This is a genomic window from Flavonifractor sp. An82, from assembly GCF_002159265.1.
In the GTDB taxonomy this organism is placed as follows: Bacteria; Bacillota; Clostridia; order Oscillospirales; family Oscillospiraceae; genus Flavonifractor.
On sequence record NZ_NFHG01000005.1, the window covers coordinates 164892 to 180175 of the forward strand.

Consider the following 15284-nt stretch of genomic DNA (forward strand, 5'->3'; position numbering starts at 1 on the left):
TTTCGGGTATGATGCATATGTCTCTGGAGAGATTAAGATTGAACCTGATTTTGGAGGAATCAAGCATGAACTGGAAACGTCCCCTGGCAATCACTCTGGCTGCCGCCACCTTCGGCGCCACCCTGGCCGCCTGCGGCGCTCCCGCCGCCTCTACCCCCGATGCCAGCGCCACCCCTGCGGCGGAGGCTCAGAACCTGTCCGCCCAGGCCGTCAAGGCCCCCAAGTATGTCTTCCTGTTTATCGGCGACGGCATGAGCTATCCCCAGATCCAGTCCACCGCCGACTATCTGGGCGCCCTCGAAGATGCCGACTACTGGCAGGCCGAGCCCAGCCTGGACGACAACGGCGGTGCCGTGCTGGACGGCCCTTCCTACCTGAACTTTATGAACTTTGAGGCTGCCGGCTCCGCCGTCACCTACGACTCCAACAGCTTCTGCCCCGACTCCGCTTCCACCGCCACTTCTATTTCCACCGGTCACAAGACCTACTCCGGCACCATCAACATGGACGAGACCGGCACCACCGCCTATGAGACCATCGCCGAGAAGGTCCACGACCAGCTGGGCATGAAGGTGGGCATCATCTCCTCCGTCAACCTGAACCATGCCACCCCCGCCGCCTTCTACGCCCATCAGGCCAGCCGCAACGACTACTATGAGATCGGCCTGGAGCTGGTAGAGTCCGGCTTTGAGTACTTCGCCGGCGGCGGCCTGCTGAAGCCCACCGGCGCTGAGGGTGACCAGGCCGACCTGTACACCCTGGCTGAGGAGGCCGGCTACAACGTAGTCAAGACCCAGGCCGAGGCCGAGCAGGTCACCGAGGGCCCCGTGGTCATCGTGGACGAACATCTGGCCGACGGCGACGCCATGGCTTACGAGCTGGACCGCACCGACGACATGTGGGCGCTGGCCGACTATGTGGAGAAGGGCATCGAGGTTCTGGACAATGACAAGGGCTTCTTCATGATGTGCGAGGGCGGCAAGATCGACTGGGCCTGCCACGCCAACGACGCTGCCTCCTCCATCCACGACACCAAGGCCATGGCCGACGCGGTGCAGGTAGCTATCGACTTCGCTGAAGAGCATCCTGACGAGACTCTGATCCTGGTCACCGGCGACCATGAGACCGGCGGCCTGACCATCGGCTTCGCCGGCACCGACTACGACACCTACCTGAACCTGCTGGAGAGCCAGAAGATCTCCTTCGCCAAGTATGACAGCGACTATGTGGCCGCCTACAAGGAGAACAAGACCTCCTTCGAGGACGTGCTGACCGACATCGAGACCCTGTTCGGTCTGAAGACCGAGGGCGAGGAGGGCGACAAGCTGGTGCTCACCCCCTACGAGCTCAGCCAGCTGAAGACCGCCTACGAGAAGAGCATCAATGAGACCGCCACCGGCATGGACGAGCAGCAGGAGTACGTGATGTACGGCACCTATGAGCCCCTCACCGTCACCATCACCCACATCCTGAACAACAAGTCCGGCGTGTCCTTCACCTCCTACAGTCACACCGGCCTGCCCGTGGCCGTGCTGGCCCACGGCCTTAATGCCGAGCAGTTCAACGGCTACTACGACAATACCGAGATCTTCAACAAGCTGGCCGATATGCTCAGCGTTCAGTAAGTTTCCCCTTCCTTCCAACTCCGCCCATACAGACAGCAGAGAGGATGCGGCGCATGCCGCATCCTCTCTGCCCATGCGAAAGGACCGATACATTGATGAAATCCCTTCTCCTGGACGCCGAAAAGCGGCGCTATTACACCCCCCTGGCCATCTGCCTGGCCCTGATCGTCCTCCTGCTGCTGGCTCCCACCGGCTTCGAGGGGGCCCTGCAATACCAGCAGGCCGACCGCTGCACCGCCCTGGTGACGGCGGTGGACGACTCCGCCATCATCGACACCGGACTGGTCCGCTCCGGTGAGCAGCGCTGCACCCTGGAGCTGCTGGGCGGACGCTTTGAGGGACAGACGGCCACCGGCGTCAATATGCTCAACGGCTCCCTGGAGCAGGATAAGCTTTTCGCCCCCGGCGACAAGGCCATGGTGGTGGTGAGCTATCAGGGTGACGAGATTCTCTCGGTCACCATGACAGACCACTACCGCATTGGCAAGGAGGCTATCCTGGCAGGTATCTTCGCCGTGTTTCTCATTCTCTTTGCCGGCCGCACCGGGCTGCGAGCCATCGCCTCCTTCGTACTGACAGTACTCATGCTGTGGAAGGTGCTGGTCCCACTCTACCTCAACGGCTGGAACCCCATCTTTATGGGGCTGCTGGTGACTTTGGTGCTCACCCTGCTCATCATCGCCCTGGTCTACGGCTTTGACCGGCGGTGCCTCTCGGCGGTATCGGGGGCTTTTCTGGGGGTGCTGGTAACCTGCGTGCTGGGCATTCTGTTCACCGACCTCTTCCAGATCCACGGCGCGGTGATGGCTTACTCCGAGAGCCTGCTCTACGCCGGCTATCAGGACCTGAACCTGACCCAGATCTTCATGGCCTCCATCTTCATCGGCTCCTCCGGCGCAGTGATGGATCTGAGCGTGGATATCACCTCCGCCGTCCATGAGGTGGTGGAGAAGCGTCCCGACATCTCCCGGTGGGAGGCTGTACGCTCCGGTCTGAATGTGGGCCGGGCCGCCATGGGTACCATGACCACCACCCTGCTGCTGGCCTACTCCGGCGGCTATATCGCCCTGTTGATGGTCTTTATGGCCCAGGGCACCCCCATCTGGAACATCCTTAACTATAAATATGTGGCCTCCGAGATCGTCCACACCATCGTGGGCTCCTTCGGTCTGGTCACGGTAGCCCCCTTCACCGCCCTCACCAGCGGATTTCTGCTGGCGGGGCGGCAAAAAGGGCAGGCTCTTCAGGAGGCGGAATGATCCGCCTCCTTTTTGCTCGGCCTCTTGCTTTTTTTCCAGTTCCGGGGTAAAATATTGGTTCGTATTAAGATAAAGGAGTGAAACCAAATGCCAGAAGAGCTGAACCCCACCATGACGCAGAACTTCATCCATGATTTCATCGACGAGGACATCGCCCAGGGTGGTCAGTTCCAAGGCATGACCGTCCACACCCGGTTCCCCCCGGAGCCCAACGGCTATCTGCATATCGGCCATGCCAAGGCAATCTTTGTAGACTTCGGCACCGCCGAGAAGTACGGCGGTCTGTGCAACCTCCGCATGGATGACACCAACCCCACCAAGGAGGATGTGGAGTACGTGGAGGCCATCCAGGAGGACATCCACTGGCTGGGCTACGACTGGGGCGACCGCTTCTATTTCGCCTCCGACTACTTTGAGAAAATGTATGAGTACGCCGTGGAGCTCATCAAGAAGGGCCTGGCCTACGTGTGCGAGCTCACCCCCGAGCAGTTCAAGGAGTACCGGGGCGACGTGAACACCCCTGCCCGCTCCCCCTACCGGGACCGGCCCATTGAAGAGTCCCTGGATCTGTTTGCCCGGATGCGTGCCGGTGAGTTTGAGAACGGCCGCATGACCCTGCGGGCCAAGATCGACCTCAGCAGCGGCAACTTCAACATGCGTGACCCCGTCATCTACCGCATCAACCACATGCACCATCATCGCCAGGGGGACAAGTGGTGCATTTATCCCATGTACGACTTCGCCCACCCCATCGAGGACGCCCTGGAGGGGATCACCCACTCCCTGTGCTCCCTGGAGTTTGAGGACCACCGTCCCCTGTACGACTGGGTCATCGCCAACTGCCCTGTGCCCGCCAAGCCCCGTCAGATCGAGTTCGCCCGGCTGGGCATCAACTACACCGTCATGAGCAAGCGCAAGCTGCGCCAGCTGGTGGAGGAGGGCCGGGTGTCCGGCTGGGACGACCCCCGCATGCCCACCCTGTGCGGCCTGCGCCGCCGTGGCTACACCCCCCGGGCCATCCGCAACTTCTCCGAGCGCAACGGCGTGAGCAAGGCCGCCTCCACCGTGGAGTACGCCTTCCTGGAGCACTGCCTGCGGGAGGACCTGAACCTGACCGCCCAGCGTGTCATGGCGGTGCTGCGCCCCGTCAAGCTGACCATCACCAACTACCCCGAGGGTCAGAGTGAGACCTTCTCTGTGGAGAACAACCCCAACGATCCCGAGGCCGGCAGCCGTGAGATCACCTTCTCCCGCACCCTGTATGTGGAGGCCGAGGATTTCCTGGAGACCCCGGTGCCCAAGTACAAGCGCCTCTACCCCGACGGCCCCGAGTGCCGCCTGAAGGGCGCCTACCTCATCAAGTGCACCGGCTGTGCCAAGGATGAAAACGGCAACGTCACCGAGATCTTTGCCACCTATGACCCCGACAGCCGGGGCGGCGACCCCGCCGACGGCCGCAAGGTGAAGGGCGCCACCATCCACTGGGTGGACGCCGCCACCGCTGTAGACGCCGAGATCCGGCTGTACGACAACCTGTTCACCGACGCCGATCCCGACGCCGGCGACAAGAATTTCCTGGATTGCCTCAACCCCGGCTCCCTGGAGGTACTCTCCAACGCCAAGGTGGAGGCCGGCCTGGCCAACGTGGAGGCTCCCGCCTCCTTCCAGTTCCTGCGGCAGGGCTATTTCTGCGCCGACAACAAGGATTCCAAGCCCGGCCATCTGGTATTCAACCGTTCTGTGAGCCTGAAGGACAGCTTTAAATTCTAAATTTTAAAGAGTGGCGCGGGGCTATGCCCCCGCGCCATCCGTTTGGAGGTCATGAACATGAAATTCTGGTTCCGCAACGACTACTCCTTTGGCGCCCATCCCAAGGTGATGGAGGCGGTGTGCGCCGCCAACCTGGAGGGCAACATCGGCTACGGCGACGACAAGTACAGCGACATGGCCAAGGCCCGCATCCGTGAGGTGTGCGGTCTGCCCGACGCCATGGTGGAGTTCGTGGCCGGCGGCACCCAGGCCAACGTACTCACCTGTGCCTTCCTGCTCAAGCCCTGGCAGGCGGCCATCTGTCCCGACTCCGGCCACCTGAACGGACACGAGGTGGGCGCCTTCGAGGCCACCGGCCACAAGATCCTCACCGTGCCCGCCACCCCCGATGGCAAGATCGCCCCCGAGCAGCTGGTGCCCCTGCTGAAGCTCCACCAGGACGTGCACCTGACCGAGCCCGGCCTGGTCTACATCTCCAACGCCACCGAGAACGGCGCGGTATACACCAAGGCGGAGCTCACCGCCCTGTACACCTTCTGCCGTGAGAACGGCCTGTACCTCTTTATCGACGGGGCCCGGCTGGGCTGCGCCTTGGCCTCCGACGCCAACGACATGACCCTGCCTGAGTTCGCCCACCTGTGTGACGCCTTCTACATCGGCGGCACCAAGAACGGCACCATGTATGGCGAGGCTCTGGTCATCACCCGGCCCGAGCTCACCAAGGGCTTCTTCCGTATGAAGAAGCGCCTGCTCACCGTCATGGAGAAGGGCTGGATCCAGGGCGTGCAGTTCCTCACCCTCTTTGAGGACGACCTGTACTTCAAGATGGGCCGCCAGTCCAACGAAATGGCCGCCCGGCTCCAGAAGGGTCTGAAGGCCAAGGGCTGGAAGCTGTGGGTGGAATCCCCCACCAACCAGGTCTTTGTCATCGCCCCCAACGACAAAAAGCCGCTGCTGGACGAGGTGTGCCAGTACGAGGACTGGTGCCCCTACGACGAGACCCATACTGTGGTGCGCTTTGTCTGCTGCTTTCATACCACTGAGGCCGACGTGGATGGTTTCCTCGCCGCCCTGCCCGACCTCCAGTAAAGCCGAAAAAATCCCTCCGGGACCAGTCCCGGAGGGATTTTTTTGCTTTCAATTACTCTTTGCCGTCACCCAGCGGAGCGATGACCTCCCGGAAGATCCGGCGCAGGAACAGCAGCGCCATAGCCAGGGAGGCAATCTCTGCAATGGGGAAGGCCCACCAGACGGCAGTCACATCGCCGGTGAGGGAGAGCAGATAGGCGGCGGGGAGCAGCACTACCAGCTGACGGCCGATGGACATGATCATGCTCAGCACACCGTTGCCCAGGGCCTGGAAGGTGGAGGAGCAGATAATGTTGAAGCCGGCAAAGACAAAGCACAGGCTGATGATCCGCAGGGCGGGCACGCCGATGCGCAGCATCTCGTCCGAAGCCTCAAAGATCCCCAGGATAGGAGCCGGGAAGAGCTGGATGACGACCAGGCCCACCAGCATAATACCCACCGCCAGAATGGCGCAGAACCGCACCGTGTCGGTCAGGCGCTTACGCTTGCGGGCGCCGAAGTTGTAGGAGACAATGGGCACCATACCGTTGTTCAGGCCGAACACCGGCATAAACACGAAGCTCTGCAGCTTGAAGTAAACATTGAAGACAGCCACAGCGGTAGAGGTGGAGATGGCGCCCAGGATCAGGTTCATGCCGAAGGTCATCACCGAGCTGATGGAGTTAAGCACAATGGTGGGGATGCCCACACTGTAGATCCGCCCGATGATACTGGCTCTGGGCCGGAATCCCTTCAGACTGGGCTGGATCTCATGGTTGCGGGTGATGTTGAAGATGAGGGCCAGAATGGCGGCCACGATCTGACCCATGACGGTGGCGGCAGCAGCGCCGGCCACACCCATCTCAGGGAAGGGTCCGATGCCGAAAATGAGCACCGGGTCCATAATGATGTTGATGATGGCGCCCACACCCTGGGTGATCATAGTGTAGAAGGTGCGCCCCGTGGACAGGAGCAGCCGCTCGAACATGATCTCCAGGAACAGTCCGAAGGACAGGCCCGCACAGATGCGCAGGTAGGCCACGCCCTTGCTGACGATATCCGGATCCGTGCTCTGGGCCTGGAAGAAGGGCTGGGCAAAGACCACGCCCACGAAGGAAAAGACCAGGGTACTGAGCACCGCCAGCAGCACGCCGTTTTCCGCCGTGCGGTTGGCCGTGTCAAAGTCCTTGGCTCCCAGGCTGCGGGAGAGCAGGGCGTTGACACCCACGCCGGTGCCCACGGCCACAGCGATCATCAGGTTCTGGTAGGGGAAGGCCATACCAACGGCGGCCAGGGCATTTTCACTGACCTTGGCCACAAAGTAGCTGTCCACCACGTTGTACAGCGCCTGCACCAGCATAGAGATCATCATGGGCAGGGACATGGAGAGGACCAGCCGCTTGATGGGCATGACTCCCATTTTGTTTTCTTGCAGTTGTGACATACAAACCTCCCAACCGAAAAGAGAGCCGCAGCGGTCCGCTGCGGCAAAAAAGGATACATTTCGTTGTTATTCTAACGGATTATATATGGTTAGTCAATAGATTTTCAGTATACGAAGCAGTTTTCTCAAGGCACCTTCCCTCCCATCCCGCAATAGGATAGGGTGTGGAGGCCTGCAACGGTCTGACGGCCCCGGCCTCCCCCATTTCATCCGACAGCGAGGAGCGTTTTGATATGAGTACCATTACCTTGGATGCCCTTCGGGTGGGCCAGTGGGGTCAGGTGGCCGAGGTAGCCACCGAGCCGGCCATGCGCCGGCGTCTGCTGGACCTGGGGCTGGTGCCGGGGACCCCGGTGAGCTGCACGGCGGTGAGCCCTGCCGGCGACCCGGCAGCCTACTGGATCCGCGGCGCAGTGATCGCCCTGCGGCGTCGGGACGCCAGCGGCGTCAGACTGGAGGGTGCGCCATGGGACTGACCCGCCGGGCCACCGGGCCGGGCGCCGCCGCCCCGCCGGTCCGGCCCGCAGAGGGCTCGGGTACGGTGGTAGCCCTGGCCGGCAACCCCAATGTAGGCAAGTCCACCCTCTTCAACGCCCTGACCGGCCTGCGCCAGCACACCGGCAACTGGCCGGGCAAAACCGTGGAGGTGGCCCAGGGTCAGTGTCTCAGGGCAGGCAGGAACTATACTCTGGTGGATCTGCCCGGTACCTATTCCCTGCTGGCCCACTCCGCCGAGGAGGAGGTGGCCCGGGACTTTCTCTGCTTCGGCGGCGCGCAGGGAGCAGTGGTGGTGTGCGACGCTACCTGCCTGGAGCGCAACCTGAATCTGGTCCTTCAGACTCTGGAGCTGGAGCCCCGCACCCTGGTGTGTGTCAATCTGCTGGACGAGGCCGCCCGCAAGCACATCCAGGTGGATCTGCCCGCTCTGTCAGCATATCTGGGCGTACCGGTGGTGGGCATCTCCGCCGGCCGGGAGGAGGGGCTGGACGATCTGCTGGAGGCCCTGAACAGTCTGCTGTCTGCTCCGGAGCCGCCCAAGCCCCGGCCGGTCCGCTATCCGCCGGCAGTGGAATTTGCTGCCGCCTCCCTCCGTTCCCTGCTGGAGTCCCGGCTCCATGGGAAGCTGGACCCCCGCTGGACCGCCCTGCGGCTGCTGGAGGGGGACCCCACCCTGCCCCCCAGTCTGATGAAAGAACTGGACTGGGACCCGGAATCCGACCAGCCCCTCCAGGAGGCGCTGGCCCAGGCCAGAGCGCAGCTGGCCCACAGCGGCGTGGAGGATCTTGGGGGCGTTCTGGCCTCCAGCCTGGTCCGGGCCGCCCATGAGGCCGCGGCTGTGGCCCTGCCCCAGGGGGGCGCCCCTTCCGGCGGCGAGGGGCTGGACCGGCTGCTCACCGCCCGGGCCACCGGCGTGCCCACCATGCTGCTTCTGCTGGCGGCGGTGCTGTGGCTCACCATCGAGGGGTCCAACTATCCCTCACAGCTGCTGTCCGCCGGTTTGTTCTGGGTCCAGGACCGTCTCACCGATCTGTTTTTGTGGCTGGGAGCGCCGGAGTGGCTTCATGGCGCCCTGGTGCTGGGAGTATACCGGGTGCTGGCCTGGGTGATCAGCGTCATGCTGCCCCCCATGGCCATCTTCTTCCCCCTGTTCACCCTGCTGGAGGACTTTGGCTATCTGCCCCGGGTGGCTTTCCTGCTGGACCACGCCTTTCAGAAGGCACAGGCCTGCGGCAAGCAGGCTCTCACCATGTGCATGGGCTTTGGGTGCAACGCCGCCGGCGTGGTGGGCTGCCGCATCATCGACTCCCCTCGGGAGCGGCTCATCGCCATCCTCACCAACAGCTTTGTGCCCTGCAACGGCCGCTTCCCCACCCTCATCGCCCTCATCGCCATGTTCTTCGTGGGCACCTCCGGCGGCTGGTGGCAGGGGCTGGCCTCCGCCCTGCTGCTCACCGCCGTCATCCTGCTGGGGGTGGTCATGACCTTCGCCGTGTCCCGCCTGCTGTCGGGCACCCTGCTGAAGGGTCTCCCCTCAGCCTATGCTCTGGAGCTGCCCCCCTACCGCAGGCCCCGGGTGGGTCAGGTGTTGATCCGCTCGGTGTTGGACCGCACCCTCTTCGTACTGGGCCGGGCGGCGGCGGTGGCCGCCCCCGCCGGACTGGTGATCTGGCTGTGCGCCAACGTCACGGTGGGCGGAACCAGCATTCTGAACTGGTGTACCGGGTTTTTGGACCCTCTGGGCCGGCTCGTAGGCCTGGACGGCACCATTCTGATGGCCTTTCTGCTGGGTTTCCCCGCCAATGAGATCGTCATCCCCATCATCCTCATGTCCTATCTGTCCACCGGCACCATTCAGGACACCGCCAGTCTGGACGCTCTGCGGGAGCTGTTAGTAGCCAACGGCTGGACCTGGCTCACCGCCCTTTGCACCATGCTCTTTTCCCTCTTCCACTGGCCCTGCTCCACCACCTGCCTCACCATCGCCCGGGAGACCCGCAGCGTCAGATGGACCCTGCTGTCGGTGGCTCTGCCCGCCGGGCTGGGCATGGCGCTGTGCTTCCTGGTGGCTTCCGTCGCCCGGCTGCTTGGGCTTGTCTGATTTTTATGGATTTTTAACTGTACACAAACCGGAAGGGGTGCTATCCTAAAAAAGGAACTTGACCTTCTATCTGGTGGAGGGTGTAGCCTCTCCATAGGATCTGCAAAAAGGAGGAATCACACATGAAACGATTGGGATCCTTGCTTCTCACCGGTGCGCTGGCCCTCTCCCTCTGGGTCCTGCCCGCCGGGGCGGCGGAGCCGGAGGACACGCTGGCGGAGACCGCCCATGCAGCGGCTCTGGCAGCCCAACAGTACGGCGGGGCTCAGAGCGTCCAGTACGCCCTGTGGCAGGACGGTGAGATCATCCTCACCGGCCACGCCGGGGATTACTCCCGGACAGAGAACCGGGTCCTCACCGACGATATCCTCTACGGCATCGGCTCGGTGAGCAAGGTGTACACCACCGCTGCCATCCTCAAGCTGTCCGACCAGGGCAAGCTTCGCCTGGACGCCCCGGTGGCCGCCTATCTGCCCGACTTTACCATGGCGGACGCCCGCTACAAGGACATCACTGTCCGGATGCTGCTCAACCACTCCTCCGGGCTGAATGGCTCCACCATGGCCAACGGCTTCCTGCTCAACGACCCCGACACCCAGGCGGCGGACACCCTGCTGGAGGAGCTGTCCACCCAGACCCTGAAGGCCGATCCCGGTGCCTTCAGTGTCTACTGCAACGACGGCTTCACCCTGGCGGAGCTGGTAGTGGAGGCCGTCAGCGGCATGGACTTCGACCAGTATGTCCGCCAGGCCCTGCTGGAGCCCGCCGGGCTGGAAAACACCTACTTCCCCGGTGACGACTTTGACGCCAGCCGCCTGGCCAAGACCTACCTCTCCGCCCAGGACACCCGGGCCCTGCCCAATGAGTCGGTGGGGGTTCATGGCACCGGCGGTATCTACGCCACCGCCTCCGACCTGGCCGCCTTCGGCGGGCTGGTGTTCTGCGAGGACGGCACTCTGTCTGAGACTGCCCGCACCGCCTCCATGGCGGAGGAATACGCCAACGGCCTCTGGCCGGAGGACGACGAGGACGCGGTGGCTTACGGCCTGGGCTGGGACAGCGTCCACTGGTATCCCTTTGCCTACAGTAACATCCAGGCCCTGGCCAAGGGTGGCGACACCATCGTCTACCACGGAGGCCTGGTAGTCCTTCCGGAATATCACATGGCGGCAGCAGTTCTCTCCTCCGGCGGGATCAGCACCTATGACGAGATGGCTGCCAGCCAGATGCTCATTGCCGCCCTGGCTCAACAGGGGGTGACGGTGGATCAGACCACCCACACCCTGCCTGCCGCAGAACGTGCAGAGGTCCCTGCGGAGCTGATGGACTACGTGGGCCTGTACGGCGACTCCACTCAGGCTACCCCTGTCACCCTGACGGAGGACGGCGTCCTGTCCGCCGGCGGTTCTCCGCTGTACTACTACAGCGACGGCTCTTTCCGGGATGAAAACCAGATGGTGATGGTCAAATTTGTAGAGGCAGACAATGGCCAGACCTATCTCTGGCAAAAGGCCTATGCTTCCGTTCCCGGCCTGGGGGAGCTGCCCAGCTCCTCCTATATCTACATGAATCTTCCTGACAATCCGGTCTCCCAAGAGGTCCAGTCCGCCTGGGACGCCCGCAGCGGCAAGCTCTATGTGGCCATGAACCTGAAGTACACCAATATCCAGTATGCCCTGGCACTTCCCGTGGCCGGGCTGGCTACCGATCCGGTGAATATGCCCGGCTACATGGTCTTTGACCGCATGGTGGACGCCAACCACGCAGAGGGCGTGGCTCAGATTCCCGGACTGGATGGCCGGGACTGGCAGAATATTACCATGACGGAGCAGGAAGGTGTGGAGTATCTCTCCACCTGCGGCGGTTTCTATATGGATGCCTCTGCTGTGGAGACCCTCTACGGAGGCGCTCACTCCTGGTCCACCGTCCAGGCCGACGGCTATGCCCGCTGGTATCGGATCGACTCCACCTCCGCCGGAAAGGCCATGTCGGTCCAGTTGCCGGAGGAGGGCGGCTTCGCGGTATACGACGCCAACGGCACCGTGGTGGCAGCCTCCTGGGCCTGGGGCGATACCTCCGCCGTGTTGCCGGAGGGCGGCTGGGTGGTCTTTTCCGGCGCGCCCGACGCCCGGTTTATTCTCACCCTGACGGCAGAGGAAGAAAAGTAAAAATTACTCTTTACAAACCAACCAACCTTTGCTATAATAATCTGGCACGTTAAATGAGCGTGTCAGACGCGCCCGTAGCGCAATTGGATAGAGCGTCAGATTCCGGTTCTGAAGGCTGGGGGTTCGAGTCCCTTCGGGCGTACCACGAAGAAATCCTGCAACCACAAGGGTTGCAGGATTTCTTTTTTGCTTTTGGGGATTGGTTTCCCTTATGTTTTCCCTTATAGCCGGTTCAGAACCGCTCTTTTTCCCCTTTTTATTTAGCGCCAACCCATGGAAGTTTCATAGTTCAGAATCGTCTGCAAATTGGTCGCCTCATACTCGTTGAGGACAGTTATATCAAAGGTAGACGCTGTGAGGCCTTCTATCGGTACATACCAGGATTGACTGTCAAAGTAGGCCTGAATGTCCGTATCACTGAACTGACATCCATGGCGGGCATAGATTTCATTTCGAATCAGCATAATTCTCTGTCGGTCATAGAGTGCCAGTTGATCCTGGGTAATGTAGCTCTGATCCGTGGGCATCAGATATTCGTCACTCGTTTGAGTGCTCTCCATTTGCCCCATCCAGATATCTCCCCAACCTGCCTTCTCGGCCTGATCATAGGTAAAGCCATAGTAGGTCCACTGTTCCAGCTGGGGGCTATACCAGACATCCGGATAGGTGGCACCGGGATCGGTTCCATAAAAGTACAGGCTCATCCATTCGTCCAGATATCCGCTGCTGTAGGCCTGCCAGAACGTGGCCTGATCAAAGCTGTCACCTATAATGTTCGCCTGAAGCATATCATTCATGTCCGCAAAAACAGGATAGCCGCTGCTGCTATTGTCGCTGCCCGGTTCTATCTGCGTAGCATAGGTGCTCAACGGGGTCAGCTCCACGGATGCGGCCTCCTGCCTTATCCTCTGCCGCAGCGCATCTACCTCTGCTTCATCGGCCGGCCGCAGATCACAGTTCTCCGCAGAAAGACCTTCCGCAATCTGCAAGTTTGTCGTACCGTTTGAGCCTATGTCAGATTGAATCCCACCCAGCAGAACCAGGTTTCCCAGGGAATCCAGACGATAATAATATTCCCAGGTGGTAATCCCCTCTCCATCTCCGATATGACCAATCTCAGCCAGACTGCCGTTTACACACAGATTGTACATATCCTTTTCATGGCTGGAGCACACATGAACGATCTGGCTGTCTACAATGGTATACAGATCATAAAAATAGCCTTGCGACATAGTGGAGCCTCCAATCAGAAGTTCCTGTATGCCGTCCCCGTTGATATCCAGACAAACATACCCATAGTCATCCAGATTCTGATTGTACAGGCACATGCTGCTCATTTCGCCCTGCTGAATCAGCGTATCATCTGCAGTGATTACCATCGAGGCATATTGGGTCAGTACCGTCTCATAAAGAGGGTCTGGCGTCAGAGGCCGCAGCAAGACTTCCTTCGCTGGCGTCTGAGTTGGTTTGCTGCTCACAATGGGAGCAGGTGTGCTTGCAACTTCGGATGTATCAGCCGTAGTGACCGGGATACCGTACTCAGCCAGAATTGTCATCAGGGCCACAATTACCAGCGCAATCACAACCGGGGGTATCCCCTTTTTACGTTCCGGCAAATCTTTTGTCAATACTGAGTGGAGTACCGTATTATCTATCGTCAGTTCCTTCCACGGCTTTGACAGATCACCATACAAGCCGGCAAAGACCACGCTTACCACAATGCATAAACCAGAGATCAGAATACCTTGCTTCAGGAAGAAGAGATTTGACACCGCAAGAAACAGGAACATCAAGCCCAATGTGGCGTATATTCCGGGCTTAACTCCCTTACGATAGCTGCGCGCCTTTGTTATGTTCTTGGGGTTGCAGGCTTCCAACGCAGAAATATATTTCTCGGAGGAAGCGGTTCTTGCCTTCTCACGAATGAACGCAACTGACCGTTTGATGGCTGATGGATCGGTAATATCAGTGGCAAGGTAGAGCTCGTCAAAGGTCTTTCCATCTTCCGCAGACCAGATATCTTCAATACGTTTCTGAATTTTCTGGAAAAACGGTTCTTTCTGATCGTTTGGGGCACCATAGGCAAGAAGGGCATCCTTTATCTTGTTGCAGGTTGCTTCATCAGCTTGCTCATAGCCATCACAGATGGACTCCATGTCGGCCTTCCAAATGTCAATAATCCGCTGCTGAATTTTATCCAGGTAGGCATTCTTAATATGCTCCTGCGCCTCGTAATTATGGATGGACTGCTTGATGGCAAAGCATGTGTCCACACTGGCATTTTCATATCCTTTACAAATCCGGGCAAGGCAATCGCTTTCCAGCTTGTCCAGCGTGGGGCTGGAAGTGATATTGTAGTCCCGCATAATTGCGCGGATCCTCTGCTTGGCCCTCTGCGCAGCAGCTTCCGAGCTGCGGTCTTCTTCCCTATACTCTCGCTCCAGAAGAGCCTCAAGCTTATCCGAAAGATCCACATGAAATCGTTGCGCCAACGCAGAGATGGGCTTGCGTTCTTCCGGGTAATTTACAAAGATATATTTAACCAGTTCATCGCTCCAGGGGCAGAGCGTGATTGCCTGAACCAAAAGGGCTTTCCGCTTATCCGGAAGGTTCTTTGCATTTTCAAATAACGCAGCTGCACGTTCCGGGTCAAACACATTGCGAATGCTGCCCGGCCTGCGCTCATTGATCAGCTCGCTGTGTTCACCGAAAAATGCGAACATATCCTGGACAATGGCCTCAAAGAGCATATCTTTTGTTGCCTTCTGCCCATACAGACTTCTCTTGGCATCAGATGCCTCAAGACTTGTTCCCGCATTGCCAACCGCATTGAATGCGCTGTGCGCCATGCCGGACAGAAGGTTCATTCCACCCGCCATGGCTGCGCCCTTTATGGCGCCGCTGAATCCAAAACCACCGCCCTGCCAACGTCCGCGGCCCGCTTTCCGCGCCGCTCGATAATTCTCAATCTCCGCTTTTTTCTGATCGATGGCATGATATTTTTGGGAAAGAACCTGCAGTGCCTCTTCCGTCTCAGAAAAATCGGCGCACTGCCGCCAATATGTATCTTTGCTCACATCATAAATATCATATTGGATCAACGTTTTATAAAGCGGCTCATATGCCAGGTCACCAATCATTTTTCCGGCAATTGACTTGTAGTCGTTTATCACACGCTCGATCCGTTTGCAGTTGTCATACCATGAAGAAAACATGGTTTGTGCATCCTGTACCGCGGTCCAGCATGCATACTGAAGATCAAAGTTACGTTCGGCAGGATTGTCAAAAATCACTTGTTGCCCAAACAACACATATTTTACCATACCTCATTACCCTCTTTGAACTTGAATT

9 protein-coding genes and 1 tRNA gene are annotated in these 15284 nt (G+C 59.8%); 8 read left to right on the forward strand and 2 right to left on the reverse strand.

The genetic code is table 11. The annotated features are described in order from the left end of the window. The first annotated feature begins 65 nt into the window (after positions 1 to 65). From B5G34_RS07950 to B5G34_RS07965, 4 genes are all read left to right on the forward strand, one after another. The gene (locus B5G34_RS07950; RefSeq protein WP_087335884.1) at positions 66 to 1625 is read left to right on the forward strand and encodes an alkaline phosphatase; all 1560 of its coding nucleotides are present in this window, start codon (positions 66 to 68) and stop codon (positions 1623 to 1625) included. Between the two features lie 95 nt (positions 1626 to 1720). Then, complete coding sequence (locus B5G34_RS07955; protein WP_087335886.1) at positions 1721 to 2884, forward strand: YibE/F family protein; 1164 nt, start codon at positions 1721 to 1723, stop codon at positions 2882 to 2884. A gap of 87 nt (positions 2885 to 2971) precedes the next feature. Continuing rightward, positions 2972 to 4654, forward strand: a complete 1683-nt coding sequence (locus tag B5G34_RS07960) for a glutamine--tRNA ligase/YqeY domain fusion protein (RefSeq protein ID WP_087335888.1) — start codon at positions 2972 to 2974, stop codon at positions 4652 to 4654. A gap of 57 nt (positions 4655 to 4711) precedes the next feature. Continuing rightward, complete coding sequence (locus B5G34_RS07965) at positions 4712 to 5743, forward strand: aminotransferase class I/II-fold pyridoxal phosphate-dependent enzyme (protein ID WP_087335889.1); 1032 nt, start codon at positions 4712 to 4714, stop codon at positions 5741 to 5743. Between the two features lie 52 nt (positions 5744 to 5795). On the opposite strand, the gene B5G34_RS07970 is transcribed toward B5G34_RS07965, so the two are convergent. Then, a complete protein-coding gene (locus B5G34_RS07970; RefSeq protein WP_087335891.1) occupies positions 5796 to 7166 on the reverse strand; it encodes an MATE family efflux transporter in 1371 nt (456 codons plus the stop codon). Between the two features lie 233 nt (positions 7167 to 7399). Between B5G34_RS07970 and B5G34_RS07975 the strand changes: the two genes are divergently transcribed. From B5G34_RS07975 to B5G34_RS07990, 4 genes are all read left to right on the forward strand, one after another. Then, complete coding sequence (locus B5G34_RS07975; protein WP_087335921.1) at positions 7400 to 7642, forward strand: FeoA family protein; 243 nt, start codon at positions 7400 to 7402, stop codon at positions 7640 to 7642. Continuing rightward, positions 7633 to 9765, forward strand: a complete 2133-nt coding sequence (feoB, locus tag B5G34_RS07980) for a ferrous iron transport protein B (protein WP_087335893.1) — start codon at positions 7633 to 7635, stop codon at positions 9763 to 9765. The genes B5G34_RS07975 and feoB overlap by 10 nt, the downstream gene beginning before the upstream one ends. 122 nt (positions 9766 to 9887) lie before the next feature. Further along, the gene (locus B5G34_RS07985) at positions 9888 to 11933 is read left to right on the forward strand and encodes a serine hydrolase domain-containing protein (RefSeq protein WP_087335895.1); all 2046 of its coding nucleotides are present in this window, start codon (positions 9888 to 9890) and stop codon (positions 11931 to 11933) included. A gap of 68 nt (positions 11934 to 12001) precedes the next feature. After that, a tRNA-Arg gene (locus B5G34_RS07990) sits at positions 12002 to 12078 on the forward strand. Between the two features lie 115 nt (positions 12079 to 12193). On the opposite strand, the gene B5G34_RS07995 is transcribed toward B5G34_RS07990, so the two are convergent. Further along, positions 12194 to 15256, reverse strand: a complete 3063-nt coding sequence (locus B5G34_RS07995; protein WP_087335896.1) for a YARHG domain-containing protein — start codon at positions 15254 to 15256, stop codon at positions 12194 to 12196. Between the last annotated feature and the right edge of the window lie 28 nt (positions 15257 to 15284).